General features: G+C 68.2%; 15 protein-coding genes. 6 read left to right on the top strand and 9 right to left on the bottom strand.

Annotated elements, in window-relative coordinates:
• The first annotated feature begins 7 nt into the window (after positions 1-7).
• The 6 genes from HWY45_RS12375 to HWY45_RS12350 all read left to right on the top strand — a co-directional run bounded on the left by HWY45_RS12375 (position 8) and on the right by HWY45_RS12350 (position 5,529).
• On the top strand, positions 8-760 hold the full coding sequence (locus tag HWY45_RS12375; protein ID WP_059557719.1) for a hypothetical protein: 753 nt from the start codon (positions 8-10) through the stop codon (positions 758-760).
• A 19-nt stretch (positions 761-779) separates the two neighbouring features.
• Positions 780-2,102 (top strand): ATP-grasp domain-containing protein, encoded by a 1,323-nt coding sequence (locus HWY45_RS12370; RefSeq protein WP_150998928.1) that lies wholly within the window; start codon positions 780-782, stop codon positions 2,100-2,102.
• Positions 2,103-2,104: 2 nt separating this feature from the next.
• A complete protein-coding gene (locus tag HWY45_RS12365) occupies positions 2,105-3,427 on the top strand; it encodes an ATP-grasp domain-containing protein (RefSeq protein WP_059881550.1) in 1,323 nt (440 codons plus the stop codon).
• Positions 3,428-3,461: 34 nt separating this feature from the next.
• Positions 3,462-4,706: an ATP-grasp domain-containing protein gene (locus tag HWY45_RS12360; protein WP_059881549.1), complete on the top strand. Its 1,245-nt coding sequence runs from the start codon at positions 3,462-3,464 to the stop codon at positions 4,704-4,706.
• Positions 4,707-4,733: 27 nt separating this feature from the next.
• A complete protein-coding gene (gene fdxA / locus HWY45_RS12355; RefSeq protein ID WP_059557726.1) occupies positions 4,734-5,057 on the top strand; it encodes a ferredoxin FdxA in 324 nt (107 codons plus the stop codon).
• 85 nt (positions 5,058-5,142) lie between these two features.
• Positions 5,143-5,529, top strand: a complete 387-nt coding sequence (locus HWY45_RS12350) for a nuclear transport factor 2 family protein (protein ID WP_059557729.1) — start codon at positions 5,143-5,145, stop codon at positions 5,527-5,529.
• A 60-nt stretch (positions 5,530-5,589) separates the two neighbouring features.
• Here the strand turns inward: HWY45_RS12350 and HWY45_RS12345 are convergent, their stop codons facing one another.
• From HWY45_RS12345 to HWY45_RS12305, 9 genes are all read right to left on the bottom strand, one after another.
• Complete coding sequence (locus HWY45_RS12345) at positions 5,590-6,624, bottom strand: helix-turn-helix domain-containing protein (protein WP_059810104.1); 1,035 nt, start codon at positions 6,622-6,624, stop codon at positions 5,590-5,592.
• Between the two features lie 285 nt (positions 6,625-6,909).
• The gene (locus HWY45_RS12340; protein WP_059881547.1) at positions 6,910-8,268 is read right to left on the bottom strand and encodes an LLM class flavin-dependent oxidoreductase; all 1,359 of its coding nucleotides are present in this window, start codon (positions 8,266-8,268) and stop codon (positions 6,910-6,912) included.
• Positions 8,269-8,307: 39 nt separating this feature from the next.
• Positions 8,308-9,525, bottom strand: a complete 1,218-nt coding sequence (locus HWY45_RS12335) for an acyl-CoA dehydrogenase family protein (protein WP_059881545.1) — start codon at positions 9,523-9,525, stop codon at positions 8,308-8,310.
• Complete coding sequence (locus tag HWY45_RS12330; RefSeq protein ID WP_059810101.1) at positions 9,512-10,840, bottom strand: NtaA/DmoA family FMN-dependent monooxygenase; 1,329 nt, start codon at positions 10,838-10,840, stop codon at positions 9,512-9,514. The genes HWY45_RS12335 and HWY45_RS12330 overlap by 14 nt, the downstream gene beginning before the upstream one ends.
• Positions 10,841-10,940: 100 nt before the next feature.
• A complete protein-coding gene (locus tag HWY45_RS12325; protein ID WP_059881542.1) occupies positions 10,941-11,984 on the bottom strand; it encodes an LLM class flavin-dependent oxidoreductase in 1,044 nt (347 codons plus the stop codon).
• Entirely contained in the window at positions 11,981-12,415 is a 435-nt protein-coding gene (locus HWY45_RS12320) for an ExbD/TolR family protein (RefSeq protein WP_059557741.1), read from the bottom strand. The genes HWY45_RS12325 and HWY45_RS12320 overlap by 4 nt, the downstream gene beginning before the upstream one ends.
• 2 nt (positions 12,416-12,417) lie before the next feature.
• Entirely contained in the window at positions 12,418-13,230 is an 813-nt protein-coding gene (locus tag HWY45_RS12315) for a MotA/TolQ/ExbB proton channel family protein (protein ID WP_081063298.1), read from the bottom strand.
• Positions 13,231-13,269: 39 nt separating this feature from the next.
• Positions 13,270-14,049: a TonB family protein gene (locus HWY45_RS12310; protein ID WP_150998924.1), complete on the bottom strand. Its 780-nt coding sequence runs from the start codon at positions 14,047-14,049 to the stop codon at positions 13,270-13,272.
• 126 nt (positions 14,050-14,175) lie between these two features.
• A complete protein-coding gene (locus HWY45_RS12305) occupies positions 14,176-16,620 on the bottom strand; it encodes a TonB-dependent receptor plug domain-containing protein (protein WP_081069744.1) in 2,445 nt (814 codons plus the stop codon).
• Positions 16,621-16,730 lie beyond the last annotated feature (110 nt).

Here is a 16,730-nt window from a genome sequence, read left to right as displayed (position 1 = left end):
ATCTCTTATGAGCAACCGTGTGAAAAACGTCGGCCTGGAGCACCGCATTCCGTTTCTGAATGCGGCTGCATCGGCTCAGCTGCGCGGCGAAATCGACGCGCTGATCGATCGCCAGATCGACACGTGGTACGAAACCGTGCCGTATGCGGCGCATCTCGAAGGCAAGACCATCGACAGCGAGTACTACCGCCGCCACTTGATCGAAACCGCATGGCGCATCCGCCTGCTGCGGGTGTCCGAATCGAAGGCGCTCGCCGAGATCGCAAAGCGCAGCCCCGAGGCCGCGCAGATCTGGGCGAACTACGAACGCGAGGAAATGTTGCACGACGACCTGTTCGTGCAGGATCTCGAACGTGCGGGCGTGTCGCGCGAGACCTTCCTTGCGACCGAGCCGTACCTGTCGACCAAGCTGCTGACCGGCTATTTTTCGTATCTGCTCGATCACGAAGGGCCGCTCGGCGTCGTCGCGTATTCGTACCTGGTCGAGTATGTGAACGTGAAGCTCGAGCCGCGCAAGATCGAGGCGCTGAAGGGCTCGCTCGGCGAGCAGAACATCGGCGGCCAGATCGCCCATTCGCATACCGACATCAACGACGATCACCCTGGCGAAGTGTGGGCGGCAATTCGTTACCTGTTGCGCACCGACGAAGACATCCATGCGCTGAAACGCTATCTGACCGAACACCAGACCGTGCTCGCGCTGTACTTCAAGGAACTGTACGACGACAAGATCGCCTCGACGTTGAAGGCAGCGGCCTAACAGGGAAGGGAGAGCCGACATGCTGGCTGATGGCATTCTGATTCTGAGTCACTGCGGTTACTCGTTCGTCGAGGATCTCGTCGCGGCGATCAGCCAGCGGCAACTGCAGGCGTACGTATTGACGTCCCGGCCGCTGCCGGAGCAGGCCGGGCGGCTCGACGCGCTGCGGGCGCTCGCGGCGGACGTCGATGCGGGCGACACGCACGCGCTGTCGACGGCGGATGTCGATCGCACGCTCGACGCGCTGCAGGCGCGCGGCGTGCGGGTACGTGCCTGCATTTCGGTGTGGGAAGGCTACCGCGCACTGATGGCGCATGCGAACGCGCGCCTCGGTGTCGCGGATCTCGACCCCGCGCATGTCGAATCGTTGCGCGACAAACTGCACGTTCGCAATACGCTCCATGCGGCCGGCCTCTCCAGCCGCACCGCATACGCGCTCACCCCGCACGTGCTGCGCGACCTGCAGGCGGCCGGCGGCGACTATTTCGTGAAACCGCTGCGCGGCATTGCGTCATATGGCGCGTTCCGCCTCACGCGCGACACGACGTGGGCGACGCTCGAGGCGATCGCGGACGAAACGCAGGCGGACACGGTCTACGCATCGGTGTTCGGCGACCGGGCCCGGTTCATCGCGGAAGAGTACGTGAGCGGCACCGAGTTCAGCTTCGAGTTGCTGGCCGTGGACGGCCGGCCCTATGTCGTCGCGATTCACGAGAAGTGCGAGCTGACCGAGGCGAACGGCACCGTGCTGGAGGATAGCTGCACGAGCCCGCCCGTATCGATCGCCGCGCACCAGTGCGCAGCCGGCATTGCATGGCTCGGTTCGGTGTTCGCGCATCTGGCGCTCGGCTGGGGCTGCTTCCACGTCGAGGCCCGCTTCGACGGCGCGCGGTGGGATCTGATCGAGATCAATCCGCGCGTGGGCGGCAGCCTGATTTCGCCGAGCGTGAAGGCGCTCACCGGCGACGCGAACCTGCTCGACCTGTGGCTCGGCATCCTGCTCGATCCGGACGGCGCGCACGAGCGGCTCGCCCGCCTCGCCTATGCCGCCGACGGTCGTGCGCCGGGCTCGAACGCGACGTTCTTCCGCGTCTACTTTGCATCGCCGGGGCGGATCGAGGAGATCCGGCTCAATCCGCTGCCGCGTGAACCGATCGTCACCCAGGTGCTGCTGAAACCCGGCGACGAGATCGATCCGGCGTCGCGCGAGGTGTTCCTCGGCCAGCTGCTGTGGTCGATGAGCCGCGCCGAACGCGACGCCGAACTCGACACGCTGCTCGCGACCTCGGCGGACGCGATCGCCGTGCACTACGGGGTCGCCGAACCCGCGCTGGGAGCTTGACCATGACCACCCAATCCGCTTCGACGCTGCTGATCGTCGACTACAACCTCAGCCGGGTGGACGACGTCGCCCACCTCGCCCGCTACGCGCGTGAGCGCTACGGCGCACGCACGGTGCTGATCCGTTCGGGGCCCGGCGAGCGCGACCGGCGCATCTGCGACGACGTGATCGATCTCGATCCGCTCGCCGACGGCTTTGTCGATGCCGCGCTCGCGCGGCTCGCGGATATCGCGAGCGATCTGCGCGCCGGCATCGTGTTTTCCGACAACGCGGTCCAGCAAGGCGCCGCATTGCTGGAGCGGCTCGGCCTGGCCGTCGACTCCGCACCGCTCGCGCAAGGCGCGTTCAGCAAGCATGCCTACCGGGTTGCCGAACACCGCGTGCGCGCGCTGCTCGAAGCCCAGCGCGTGATGGTGCCGGACTATGCCGAGGCCGCGTCGGTCGACGATCTGCGGCGCTTCGCGGCCGATCATCCGGGCGGCTTCGTCGTCAAGCCCTCCTGTGAGGGCAACAACCGGGGCGTGGTGGTCGTGCGCGACGGCGACAGCCTCGACGCAGCGTTCAGCGAAGTCGCGCCGTATCTGTCGCGCGGCGTGATCTGCGAGGCCTTCATTCCGTTCGCGCGCGAGTTTTCGTTCGACGGCCTGGGCGCCCTGTCGTTTACAACCGAGAAGGTCAGCGCCACCGGACGCTATCCGGTCGAGGTCGCGCAGATTCTGCCGTCGCGGCTCGCCGCGCACGAAGCGGACACACTGACGCGCGCCGGCCGGCTGGCGAACCTGCTGGTCGGCCAGCGGGACGGCCCGTTCCACAACGAAATCAAGCTCAGCGACGACGGGCTGCGCGCGGCCGTCGTCGAGCCGAACCGGCGCCCGGCGGGCATGAAGATCTGGTGGCTCGCCCGCTGGGCCTACGGCGTCGACCTGTTCCATGCTTGGATCGATGCGGCCTGGGGGGTTGCGCCGCCCCCCACGCTGCCGCCGCCCGGGCGTTTCGCCGCCGCCGTGATGCTCGGCGTGGCCGAGGACCAGTCGTTTTCGTCGCAGGACGTGCGCATCGACGCGTCGCCGCTCGACGATGCGATCGCCGATACGGCCCGCATGCTCGGCTTGAGCGACGGCGCACTGCAAGCGCGCAGCTTCGAGTGGCTGTCGACGGAGCGGCGCTTCGTGCATGCGATCGCGCGCGATAACGCCGACTTCGTCGCGCTCGCCTGCATCACGCTGGAAGCCGGCGACGCCGACATCCGCGACGTGGTGGCCACCCTGCGCGCGAACTGGCCGGCGGCACTCGACGCCGCCTGCGAAGCACGCGCGGCGGCATGACGCCGCCGCCCTTCGTTTTGTCTGGAGACCTGGGATGAAGATTCTCGTACTGCACCGCGTGCCGTATCCGCGCATCGACTACGCGCGCGGCATCGATCACGATCGGCACGACGTGACGTACTTCGGCAAGCGCGACATTCTGGACACGATTCCGGCGCAGCTGCGCTGCACCCGTGTCGAACGGGCCGGCCTCGCTTCCGCATTCGACGAAGCCAGCGCATGGCTCGATGCGCATCCGCACCGCTTCGACGTCGTGATTTCCCTGTCGGAGTATGAATTGCTCGACGCGGCGAAGCTGCGCGCCCGGCTCGGCATCGGCGGCAAATCGGTCGAACAGGTGATGCTGGTGCGCGACAAGGTCAGGATGAAGCAGGCCGTGCGCGACGCCGGTTTGCGTGTGCCGCGCTTCATGCCGCTGCGCGACTGGATCGACGCGCACGGACACACGCCGTGGCACGGCGCAACCGTGCTGAAACCGCACAGCGGCGCATCGAGTGCGGATGTCGTCGTGTTCGACACGCCCGCCGCGCTATCCGACGCGCTGGCGGCCGGCCGCACCGGCGTCGCCGCGCTCGATTCAGGCGCGCCGCGTATCGACGACTTCGAACTCGAGGAATTCGTCGATGGCCCGATCCTGCATTTCGACGGCATCGTTGCCGACGGCGAGATCCGTGCGATCACGGCGAGCCGCTATGTCGGCACCTGCCTGGCCTATGCCGCCGGCCGCCCGCTCGGCTCGTTCCATTTCGCGCTGAGCGACGCCGCCCGCCGATGGGTCGAGCGCACGCTGGCCGCCGTGTGCATCGACGGCGGCGCCTTCCATCTCGAAGCGATCGAGCACGCGGGCGAACTGGTGTTCCTCGAGGTCGGCAATCGGGTCGGCGGCGCCGACGTGGTCGCAACCTTCGAGCTCGCCACCGGCATTCACCTGCCGTCGACCGAGCTGAGCCTCCTGCTCGGCGAACCGATCCGGATTCCGGCACGCGCCGCGTTCACGCAGCAGCTCTGGCACGGCTGGTTCGTGTTTCCGGGGCATCACCTGCGAGGCGGGCGGTATCACGGGTTCAGCGGCACCGAGCCGTTCCGCGGCAGTGCCGCGGTGCTCGCATGGAACGAACTCGAAATCGGTCGCGCGTTCGCGTCGAACGTCACGTATTCGGCGCACGAAGCGCCGCTCGCCGGCATCATCGGCACGCCAAGCCCCGACGAGACGCGCCAATGGATCGAGCGGCTATTCGCGCTGGCGTCGCTGAGCGTTCATGTTCCGACGGCGTCTTGACCCTCACTTTTTCAACGGGAGCCGAGCATGGCACATGTCGTCACCGAAAGCTGCATCCAGTGCCGCTACACCGATTGCGTCGAGGTGTGCCCTGTCGATTGCTTTCACGAAGGCTCGAACTTTCTCGTCATCGACCCGGATGAGTGCATCGACTGCGGGGTATGCCGCGGCGAGTGCCCCGTCGACGCGATCTTCCCCGCCGACGAGGTGCCGGCCGGCCAGCAAGCGTTCGTCGCACTCAACGCCACGCTGTCGAAAACCTGGCCAAGCATCACGCGCAGCCAGCTGCCGACGGCGGACGCGGCGCGCTGGGCGAACGTCAATGACAAGCTCGCGCTGTTGAAGGCATAGCGGCGGGAGCGGCAACACACCGGCATCGCGGCGGGAGCCGGTCTCGATAATCCCGCTTCGCCATCCATCATTCACGGAGGTTTGTATGGCGCTCAATCCGCTGCAGCAGTTCTTCTCGAAGGTCGGTGCCCGCGACGTGCAGGGCGCGCTCGCCGTTATCGACGACGCGACGGTATTCGAGCCGCAGGGTCCGGCGTATCTGCCGATCTACGGACGATTCGTCGGCAAGGCCGGCGTGGAACGACTGCTCGGCACGCTCGCCGAGCAGTTCGAGACCGAGACGTTCGAGATCAGGAAATGGGCCGAAGCCGACGATTACGTGTTCGCGTACGGCTTCATGCAGCACCGCGTGCGCAAGACGGGCCGGATCTTCAAGAGCGAGTTCGCGGTCGTCGCGCAGATCGAGGGCAACGTGATCCGTCATTACCGGATCTTCGAGGACACGGCCGCCGCCGTGGAAGCGTTCGCCTGATCGCGCGACACGATGCGCGGGCGGCCCGGTGCGGACGACGCACCGGGCCGCCTGCGCGTTTCAGCGCATCTGCGTGAGCCAGCCGCCGTAGTCGGCGTCGCTGCGCCGCTGTTTGACGTGCTGCCCGCGCTCGGCCACGTCGCGGGTTTCGCTCGGCGCATGGCCGAACGCCTGCTTGAATGCGCGGCTCAGCTGCGTATTGCTGTTGAAACCGTAGCGATAGGCCAGGTCGCCGATCCGGTGGCGCGTGCTGCCGGGCGACATGAGCGCGCGATGGACCGCGAGCAGGCGGCGCTTGCGGATGTAGTTCGCGACGCCGCCATCCTGTTCGAACAACCGGTAGAGGCTCGAGCGCGAAATGCCGATATCCTTGCAGATCCGCTCCGGAGACAGATCCGGCGACTCCAGGTTCTGCCGGATGTACTCCTTGATCTTCACGTACAGGGTCGCCAGGAGTTCGTTTCGCGCATTCGCGGCGTCCGCCCCGAACGGGTTCAGCATCGCTTTCACCAGGCTCAGCGTCGCCTCTTCGGCGTGCAGCGCTTCGGACTGCGACAGCGTGCCGATCCGCTCGATCAGGATTCTCAGATAATCCTCGAGCAGCTGGCTCATGTTCCCGCTGAAGATCGTGCCGTGAATGTTCGACGGCAGGTTGGGCAGCGCATCGCGCGCAACCAGCAAGGTGATTGCGTCGCCGGCCTGGATTTCACGGTGATAGGGGCGAGCCTGGTCGACGACGAGGACTTCGCCCGGCCGTACCGACACCGCGCGCCCGTCGATTTCACCGTGCACCGCGCCCGCATGCCGGAAGTTGAATGAATAGTTGTCCAGCCCGTCCCGCCGGATGAAGGGCGTCGAACGGTTCAGCGCATACATGAGCGGCATGCTCGCGCCGTCCGGCTGGCGATAAACCCATTTGCCCATCGAGATGTTGCCGAGCGTATATCCAGTGAACTGGTAGTCGATGGCCGGATCGATCGGCGCGATCGGCGTGAATTCCGACACCGAATACTGCGCCCGCCATGCTTCGAGACGTTCGGCAGCCGGATAATCCTGCAGGGAAAACCAATAGGGCGAACGTATCTCGGTACTCATGCGCGATCCTCGGCTCTTTATTTGAATGCCTCAGATCATAATGTTTATTTCTTTCAGAAAGTTTGACAATGCAGAAAATAAACATGATTTCTGAAGATGTAATTCTTATATCCATATAATTCATCTTCATCACCTGCCCATATAGGGACAGCATTTTCTGCAAAATCCCGCCCAGGAGCCCGGATTATTCACGAGAATCGCCAAATAAACACAAAGTTAATCGAACGGATATGTCCCAATTAATAATATGCCTGTCTGATGTGGCGGTTTTTTCAAGAATCCCGGTCATACCCCTGCACGGCGCACCGCGGCGTCGCGGCGCCCGGGCCGCCGCAGCCCGAGATGATCGCGCAGCGTGCGGCCGGCATAGTCGCTGCGAAACCGCCCGCGACGGCGCAGCTCGGGCAGCACGAGCGCGATGAAATCGTCGAGCCCGCCGGGCAGCGTCGGCGCCATCACGTTGTAGCCGTCCGCGCCGTAGTGCACGAAGCGCGCCTCGAGCTGGTCGACGATCTGCTCCGGCGTGCCGACCAGCTGCCAATGGCCGCGCGCGCCCGCGATGCGCAGGTAGAGCTCGCGAATCGTCAGGTTCTCGCGGCGCGCAAGCTCGAGCGTCAGCATCTGCCGGCTCTTGCTGGCATTGGTTTCCGGCAGCGGCGGAATCGGGCCGTCGAGCGGATATGCGGACAGGTCGAACCCGCCCGTGAGGCCCGACACGAGCGCGAGCCCGACCGTCGGGTCGATCAGCGACTGCAGCGCGTCGAATTTCTCTTTCGCTTCGCTTTCGGTGCGGCCCACGACCGGGAACACGCCCGGCATGATCTTCAGCGTGTCGGGGTCGCGGCCGAATGCGGCGAGCTGGCCCTTCACGTCCGCATAGAACGCGACGGCGTCGTCGAGCGTCTGCTGCGCGGTGAAGATGACCTCGGCCGTGCGCGCGGCCAGCCGCGTGCCGGCCGGCGACGCACCGGCCTGCACGACGACCGGATGCCCCTGCGGCGGCCGTGCGACGTTCAGCGGCCCGCGCACCTGGAAGAAGCGGCCGCGATGGTCGAGCACATGGCGTTTCGCCGGATCGAAGAAGCGGCCCGCTGCGCGATCGCGCACGAATGCGTCGTCGTCCCAGCTGTCCCACAGGCCGCGCACGACGTCGGCGAATTCCTCCGCGCGCGCATAGCGCTCGGCGTGCTCGAAATGCGCGTCGCGATTGAAGTTGCGCGCTTCGTGCTCGCTCGACGACGTGACGAGGTTCCAGCCCGCGCGGCCGCCGCTGATATGGTCCAGCGACGCGAACTTGCGCGCGATGTGGAACGGCTCGTTGAAACTCGTCGACGCGGTGCCGACGAGGCCGATCCGCTCGGTCACGGCCGCGAGGGCCGACAGCAGCGTCAGCGGCTCGAACTGCGCGACGTAGCTGTGCGCGGTGCGGCTCAGGAATTCGACGTCGTCGCCGCGCGTGCCGACGCCGTCCGCGAGGAACACGAGGTCGAACTTCGCCGCCTCGGCCGCCTGCGCGAGCAGCGCGTAGTGGCGAAAATCGACGCCCGCGTCTGCCTGCGAGCCGGGATGGCGCCACGCGGCGATGTGATGGCCGGTGGGGTACAGGAATGCGCCGAGGTGCAGGTGGCCGGTGCGGTGGGTCATCAGGATGATTCCGGAAAGGAGGCCGCGCGCGCGGCCGGATCAGAACACGCGCCCTTCGGTCAGGTGCGTCGTCACGCCGTTCAGCGCGTAGTCGCCGATCACGCGCGCCTTGTGCAGCAGCGGGTTGTGGCTGAAGATCGTGCGCAGGTTGCGCCAGTGCCGGTCGAGGTTGTGGGTGCGCGCCGTCGCCGACGCGCCGCCGACTTCGAACAGCCGCTCGGCCGCATGCAGCGCGAGCTTGCCGACGACGAGCTGCGTGCGCGCGGTCGCGAGCGCGCTGTCGAGCACCAGCGCATGGGCCTCGGCATCGCCGGCTTCGATCGCATCCGCGGAACGGTCGAGCGCCCGCGCGTTGTCGCGCACGAGCGCGTCGATCGCGTGACCGTGCGCGGACAGCTCGCCGACGATCTGCTGGATGAAATGATCGTCGCGCGCGGTCGGCGCCGGGCTGTGCAGCACCGGGCGCCCGTGCTCGAGCACATAGCGGCGCGCGTCGGCGATCACGTTGCGCACGATTCCCGCCGCCGTCGCGACGAGATGAAGCTGCCGCAGCGCGCCGCAATGGCGGCCGACGAGCGACGAGCCGTCGCGCGCGGCGACTTCGTCCGCGAACACCTGCACGTCGTCGAGCAGCAGGCTGCCGCTCGCGGTCATGCGCTGCCCCATCCCGTCCCAGTCGTCGAGCACCTGCACGCCATCGCGCGCGACCGGAATGATCACGGCCAGTGCGTCGCCCTGCTCGTTCTCCACGTTGATGCGCGCGAAATCGGCAAACGCGGTGCCCGTCGAATAGTATTTGCGGCCCGTCACGCGATGGTGGTCGCCGTCCCGGCGCAGCACGGTCGTGTTCTCGCCCGGCCGCGACGTGCCGCGCTCGGTCGACGCGCCGCCGAAGATCGCGCCGGCCAGCGCGCGTTCGAGCTGCACGTCGTTGAACGGCGTGCGCGGCGACAGGCGCAGCGTCTCGGTCATGTCGTAGTGGATGCGCAGCGCATGCGCGAGATTCGAGTCGGCGGCGGCCAGCGTCGCGACCGTGTCGAACAGATCGACCAGCGTGCCGCCAAGGCCGCCCCGCGCCGCCGGAATGCGCAGCACGCCCAGCGCCGAGCGCCGGAAGAGCGCGAAACCCTCGAACGGCAGTTCGCGGCGCGCCTCGCGTTGCGCGGCATCCTGCCCGATCGCATTCGCGAGATCGGGTAGCGCGGCAAGCGCGTCGCGCAATGCATCGCGCGTACCGAGCACATCACGGGTATTCATTCAGCGGTTCCTTGTGCTCGAACGCGCGCCGCAACGCCGGCAGTTCGAGGTTCGCGCGAAAATCCCCGCCCGGATAATCGGTATCGACCAGGCCGCGACGGCGCAGCTCGGGCAGCAGGCCGTTGAGCAGCAGATCCTCCTGGTCGGGCTGGCCGAGCCCATGCAGCGTCAGCACGTCGACGAGCCCCGCCCGATAGCGCGCTTCGATCGCATCGGCGAGCTGCTCCGGCGTGCCGGCGACGGACCAGTGGCCCGTTTCCTGCGCGCGGATGATCAATTCGCGCAGCGTCAGGCGCTGCCGCGCGTAGCCGACGAAGATCGCGACGCGTCCGCGCCGGCGATGCACGCTGTCGATGGCCGGCAGCAGCGATTCCGGCAGCGGCTGGTCGAGCGGCAGGTCGCGCAGGTCGACGCCGCCGCCGAGCATGTCGGCGAGCTTCAACCGGCCTTGTTCGTAATCGATGCGCTCGTGCTTGTCGCGCAGCCGCCGCGCGACGTCGGCGTCGGATTCGCCGATCACCGAATGAAACGAATTCATCACGAGCGGCAACCGGTCGCCGCGGCCGAATGCGGCCGCCTGCCGATGCAGCTCGGCGACGAACGCGCGCGCATCGTCGAGGGTCGGCTGCGACGTGTAGACGACTTCCGCGTACCGCGCGCCGAGCGTCACGCCGCTCGCCGACTGCCCGGCCTGGAACAGCACGGGCCGCCGCTGCGGCGACGGCGGCACGTTCAGCGGCCCCTGCACCTGAAAGTGCGCGCCGCGATAGTCGATCGCGCCGAGCTTGCGCGGGTCGATCGACACGCCGCCGCCCGGCCCGCGCCGCGCCGCGGCCGGATCGTTCGCGTCGAACAGCGCGTTGACGACTTCGACGAATTCGGCCGCCCGCGCGTAGCGCCGTTCCGGATCGGGCAACGCCGCCTCGCCGAAGTTTTCCTCGCCGACCGACGACGTCACCGCGTTCCAGGCGGCCCGGCCGCCGCTCACGTGATCGAGCGTGCCGATCAGCCGCGCGAGGTTGTAAGGGTGGTGATAGGTCGTCGATACCGTCGCGACGAGCCCGATGGCCGAGGTCGCCTGGCTCAGCGCGGCCAGCGCGACGATCGGCTCCTGGCTGCCCGTGGTGCCGGCAAGGCCGGCCGGATCGGCCTGCAGCAGGTCGGCGGTGAACAGGCCGGTGATCTTCTCCGCTTCCGCCTTGCGCGCAAGCGCGGCCGCGCGCCGCACGCCCTGTGCGGCGTCCGGGTCGCCGGGCGCGTAAATCACGCTCGCCGCGCCGACGAGCGTCTTCAGCCGCCTGCGTGCGCGGCTCATGACGCGGCTCCCGTCATCTCGCCAACGCGTGCCGCGCCTCGTCCGCTTCTTTCATTCATCTGTATTCCTCTTGATTCGGTTCGATCGGGAGACGCATGCGCTACGCCGCCACCGCCTCGCCCGTCCGCCAACCCAGACGCGGCGCGATATGCAGCACGAAGTCGGTCAGGATCTGCTCGTACTCGTCGGGCGCGAAATCGTACGGCAGTTCGAGCCGCAGCTCGCCCACCTGCCGGACGACCGGATCCTCGAGCAGACGCTCGGCGATTTCCGCCGCGCTGCCGACCAGGTCTTCCGCATACAAGGTGCGCCGCGCGCCTTGCGGGCCGCGCGTGCGCGCGACGCGTTCGGCGGCAAACGCGCGATACCGCCGGCGGCTGGCCGAATCCGCGCTGTCGGTCGGCACGACCACGCGGCCGAGCGCGATGCGCGGCGCATCCGCGCGTTGCCAGTTCGAACGGAATGCGTCGATGTGGCTGCGCTGGGTGTCGAAGAAGTCGTCCGAGCGCTCGCCCGAGTTCAGATTGCCGAGCAACAGGTTGAAGCCGTTGCGGCCGGCCCATTCGGCCGACCGGAGCGAGCCCCCGCCATACCAGAGCCGCTGCGTCAGCCCCGGCGCGTACGGCATCACGCGCGGCCGCTCGCGCCCGGCCGGCGATTCGACGAAGCTCTGTGCGTCGCCGAGCAGTTCGCCCGTCAGGTTCGCGCGCAACCGTGCGACACGCGCGTGCGAAAAGTCGATCTGCTCCGGCGCGGCGTCGAACAGCCTGTCGCCGAGCAATGCGCCGTGCGGCGGCGCGCCCGCGCTGAGCCCGACGTTCAGGCGGCCGCGCGACAGGATGTCGACAGTCGCCAGATCCTCGGCCAGACGGAACGGATTCTCGTAACCCATCTGGATCACGGCCGCCCCGAGCCCGATCCGGGTCGTGTGCTGGCTCGCCGCCGCGAGAAACGTGGCCGCCGACGACACGGCCCGCTCGAGATGGCGCTGGCGCACCCACGCGCAGTCGTAGCCGAGCGCCTCGCCGATCCGGAACAGGTCGAGCGTCTGCTCGAGGCCCGGCAACGGATCGTCGGCCGCATAGTTGCCCGACGTCAGAAAGCCGATCTGCGTGATGCGCACGCGTTCGTTCGCCTGCGTCATCGCTGCTTCGGCGGCTCGGACACGAGCGCCACCTTGCCGTAGCCCGCATCGCTGATCTCGCCCATCGTCGCGATCACGGTGCCGTACGGCAGCGCCTGATCGCCGCGCAGGAAGATCCGGCGCTCGCGATCGCCGCCCGTCGCGCTCGCGAGCGCGGCGCGCAACTGGCCGGCCGCCACCGCGGACTTGTCGACGAACACCTGGCCCTGACGATCGATGCTCACGGCCAGCGGCGGCTTGTCCTCGTTCAGCGGGCGCGCGTGGCTGGTCGGCAGGTCGACCTTGACGCCCGACGCCATCAGCGGCGCGGCGATCATGAACACGATCAGCAGCACCAGCATCACGTCGACGAGCGGCGTGACGTTGATTTCGCTGACCGGCGCGCCGAACGACGCGCCCGGGCCGCGCGGCCCCGACAGTTTCGCGCCCATGATTACGCTCCGCTCGCGGCGACCTGCGCGCCCGCCACCGGCGCGCGCGCGTCGTGCCGGCGCGCGTCGTCGGCGCGCTCGGCCCCGGCTGCATCGCCGCCCGCATCGGGCCGCGCCTCGCCCGCGTCGAGCAGCCGCGACAGCTCGACTTCGACGCGCCCGGTCAGCGCGCCGAGCTGATTCGCATAGCCGCCGAGATCGCCGGACGCGCGGTTGTACGCGACCACCGCCGGAATCGCGGCGACGAGCCCGAGCGCGGTCGCGAACAACGCCTCCGAGATGCCCGGCGCGACGACGGCCAGGCTCGTGTTGTTGGTCGCGGCGATGCCCTGGAACGAATTGATGATCCCCCACACGGTGCCGAACAGGCCGACGAACGGCGCGACCGAACCGACCGTCGCGAGCAGTTGCAGCCCGCGCTGCAGCTTGTCGAGCTCCGCGCCGATCGCGATCTGGCCGATGCGCGCGAGCCGCTCCTTCAGGCTGTCGAACGTCGCGGACGAACGCGCCAGCCCGCGACGCTCGCTGTCGTCCCATTCGCTGCCGAGCGCCGCGTAGATTCGTGCGAACGGGTCCGACGGCTGCGCGCGCAGCGCGTCGGCGAGCGCTCGCAGGCGCTCGGGTTGGTCGAGCGCCGCGCTCCAGCGCTGCGCGCGGGCACGCAGTTCGCGAAAGCGGATCAGCTTGTCCGCGATCACGGCCCACGTCAGCAGCGACGCGAGCGCGAGCACGATCATGATCGCCTTGACGATCGCGTCGGCCTGCAGGAAAAGATCCCACGGTGAAAGATGCTGGGCGAGTTGTGCTGTCGTCATGGTGCTGGATTCCTTTCTGGTCTGGTCAGTCGGCGGCCGTCACTCTGACTGGTAGAGGATCGCGCCTTTCAATACGTAGGACGAGCCGCCGAGATCCGGCAGTTTCGGGAACGGCGCGGCCGCGCGGATCGCGTCGAGCGCCGCGGCGTCGAGCGTGTCTTCGCCCGACGTCTGGATATCGCAGCGCACCAGCGTGCCGTCCGGCGCGAGCACCAGCCGGTAGCCGACGCGCCCGTCGAGATGCTTCAGGCGCGCGAGGCGCGGATAGCGGTCGATCGCGCTGCGGTTGATGCGCTCGAACACCTGCCGCACGTAATCGCTCGGGATGCCCTCCTGGCCGATCACGCGAGCGGGCGCGGGCGTGCTCGGCGCGGCAGGCCGGGCGGGTGCGTCGGCCTGCGCCGCTGGCGCCGCGGACGGTGCGGGCTCGGCCGAAGGCGCCGCCGGCGCGGGTTGAACCGGCCGGGGCGCAGCCTCGGACGGCGCAGCCGCGCGTGGTGCCGGTGCGCGCGGCGCGTGCGTCTGGGGTGGCGCGGCCACGGTCCGTCGCGGCGGCGGCGGCGCCGGTTGCGCTTTCGGCTGCGGCGGCTGGGGCTGTGCCGGCGCCGCCTGCGTCAGCACGAGCTCGATCGTCCGCTCGGGCGGCGGCTTGTCCGGCGCGTGCGTCGACCACGCGAACAGCGCCGCCAGCGCAAGCGCATGGAGCGCAACCGACGCCGCCGGCCCGCGCGCGTCGCGCCAGTGCGCCGCCATACCGCCCGGGCGCGCCGGTGCGGCCGGCAACGCGAACTCGAACAACGCGGACTCAACTGTACTCATCAGCTACTCCTTGCCGTCGCGGCACGGCCATGCCGACGCATGCCATTCATCGATCATAATTTCGCCCTCCATCGAACCGAACCACCAAATTCTGCTAAGCAAATCGCCGCCGTCCGGCGGCACGCTTTACAACAGGTAGCGCGCACGGAGGTAGTAGAACCCGCCGCTCACGCCGATCTGCGACGAATAGGTGTCGTACTGGTTGCCGAGCAACTGGTTCTCCGCCGGCAGCTTGCTCGGATACACGTTGAACAGGTTGTTCGCCCCGATCGCCAGCTCGAACTTGCGCGTGACCGCATAGCGCACCTCCACGTCGGTAATGAATTTCGGCGTGTTCGAGAAGTGCGCGAACCGCGTGGTCGAGAACGCGTTCGGGCCGCTCCAGTAGCTCTCTTCGCCGGAGGTCGACCCGAAACGCGTCTCGTGCAGCGTCACGGCCCATTTGTCGAGACGCCAGGTGCCGCCGACGATGATCTTGTTCTTCGGCGTCGAGGCGACCAGATAGCCGATCTGCTGCGCGTCGAGCAGCGTGTTGCCGTTCGCGTCGCTGCCGACGCGCGTCGCGCTCGTCGTATTGAAGTTCACGCCGAGATCCCAGTCGACCTTGCCCCACGACGCGAAATCGCTGTGATAGGTCGCGACGATATCCAGCCCGCGCGTGCGCGTGTTCGCGCCGTTCGTGAAGTAGTTCGCGGTGACGGCCGACAGGCCGGACGGCAGCGTGACGCCGGCCCGCGTCAGCGCGTCGATCGCCGTCTGGCCGCTGTAGGTGCCGCCCTGCACGATGCGGTCGCGGATGTCGATCTGGTACGCGTCGATCGTCACGTTCAGCTTCGGCAGCGGATTGAGCACGAGGCCGACGTCGAAATTGGTCGATTTTTCCGGCTTCAGCGGCACCGCGCCGAGGCTGCGCGCGGCGGCCGAGTTCGCGGCCAGCAGCCCGTTCGCGGAGAACGGCGAGATGTTCAGGTTCGTGAAGTTCTGCTCGGCGAGCGACGGCGCGCGGAACCCGGTGCCGACGCTGCCGCGCACGGCGATCGCCGGCGTGATGTCGTAGCGCGTCGACAGCTTGCCGTTCGCGGTGCTGCCCACGTCGTTGTAGTGCTCGAAGCGCCCCGCGAGGTCGACCTGCCAGTTCGGCGCGAGCTTCGTCGCGAGATCGGCGTAGGCGCCGAGCACCTCGCGCGAGGCCGACAGCGCGCTGATCGACGACAGGCCGGGCAGCGCCTGCGTGCCGCCGCCGTACGTCGACGCCGCGTCGCCCGCGCCGACCGAATAGCTTTCGTGACGATGCTCGACGCCGACCGACACGTTCAGCGGCGCGGGCAGCAACGGCAGCCCGAACGCGCGCGACAGGTCGAGGTTGTTGGTCCACTGCGTATTCTGGAAATTCGACAGGTGAAAGCGCGTGGGCGTCGCGCCCGTATCGGCGAACAGGCTCGTGTTCGCCGAGTTGACCATGCCGATGTTGACGTTGTCGCTGCCGTACGTCGTGCTGAGATCCCACGCCCAGCCGAACAGGCGGTCGCCCTTCACGCCCGCGGTGATCGAATAGTCGTTCTCGCTGATGGTCTCCTGCGGCGTGAAGCCGTTCGGATAGATCTTCGGCAGCACGGACGGCAGGCGGAAGTTCTGGTAGCTGCTGCCGTCGCGATGCGCATACGTGCCGAACCCGTAGAGCTGCACGCCGCCGTCGAGCAGGTAGCCCGCGTTGAATGCGACCGCCTCGTGCGTGCTCGCCGGCGAACCGAGGATCAGGTTGTCGTCGCGGCCCGTGCGCGGATCGGCGCCGGTGCGCACCGTATGGTTCTGCCGGTTGTATTCGGCGCTCAGGTCGAGAAAGCCCGCATCGCCGAGACGCAGCCCGATATTCGCCGCGTTGTTCTGCGCGAGGCCGTCGCCGCGATAGGTCTGCCCGGTCGTGTTCGACAGCTCGCCGCCCTTGTAGTCGGACTTGAGGATGATGTTGATCACGCCCGCGATCGCATCTGAACCGTATTGCGCCGACGCGCCGTCGCGCAGGATCTCGATGCGCTCGACCGCGCCCACCGGGATCAGGTCGACGTCGACGCCCGTCGAGCCCTGCTGCGGCCCCTTGTCGAGCGAGATGTTCGCGGTCGAGTGCCGGCGCTTGCCGTTCACGAGCACGAGCACGTGATCGGGGCTCAGCCCGCGCAGCGTCAGCGCGCTCGTCAGGTTGGCGGCGTCGCCGCCCAGCGCCTGGCGCGCGACCGACGGCGACAGCTGCACGAGCGCATCGCGCAGGTTGGTCTGCCCCGTGCCGCGCAGCGCTTCGCCGCCGATCACGTCCACCGGGTTCGCGCTGTCGCCGGCCTTCTTCGCGGTCTCGCGCGTGCCCGTCGTCACGACGACGTCCTGCACGCTGCCGGCGACCCACGCACCGTTCGCGGCGCCTGCGTCGGCACCGCGGCCGTTCGCCGCCGGCACGCTCTGTGCCCACGCCGCACCGCCCGACGCGAGCCATCCCGCGGCGAGCGCCAGCGCATGGGCACGGCTGCCGCGCCACCCCTTCGCGCTTGTCCTGTCATTCCCGATCGATCGCAATTGCATCCCCTTTCGAGCGCGTCGCGCCCACCCCTGCCGTTTGTCGTGTTTTCCCGCGTGCTCGATTCCCCGCACGCCGATACGATGATCGCGTGCCGCATCGTCATTGCTGAAAT

Origin of the sequence: Burkholderia stagnalis, from assembly GCF_902830275.1 — a bacterium.
Classification (GTDB): Bacteria; Pseudomonadota; Gammaproteobacteria; order Burkholderiales; family Burkholderiaceae; genus Burkholderia; species Burkholderia stagnalis.
Note: the sequence above shows the minus strand (reverse complement) of the source record. Positions and strands in the feature narration are given on the sequence as shown.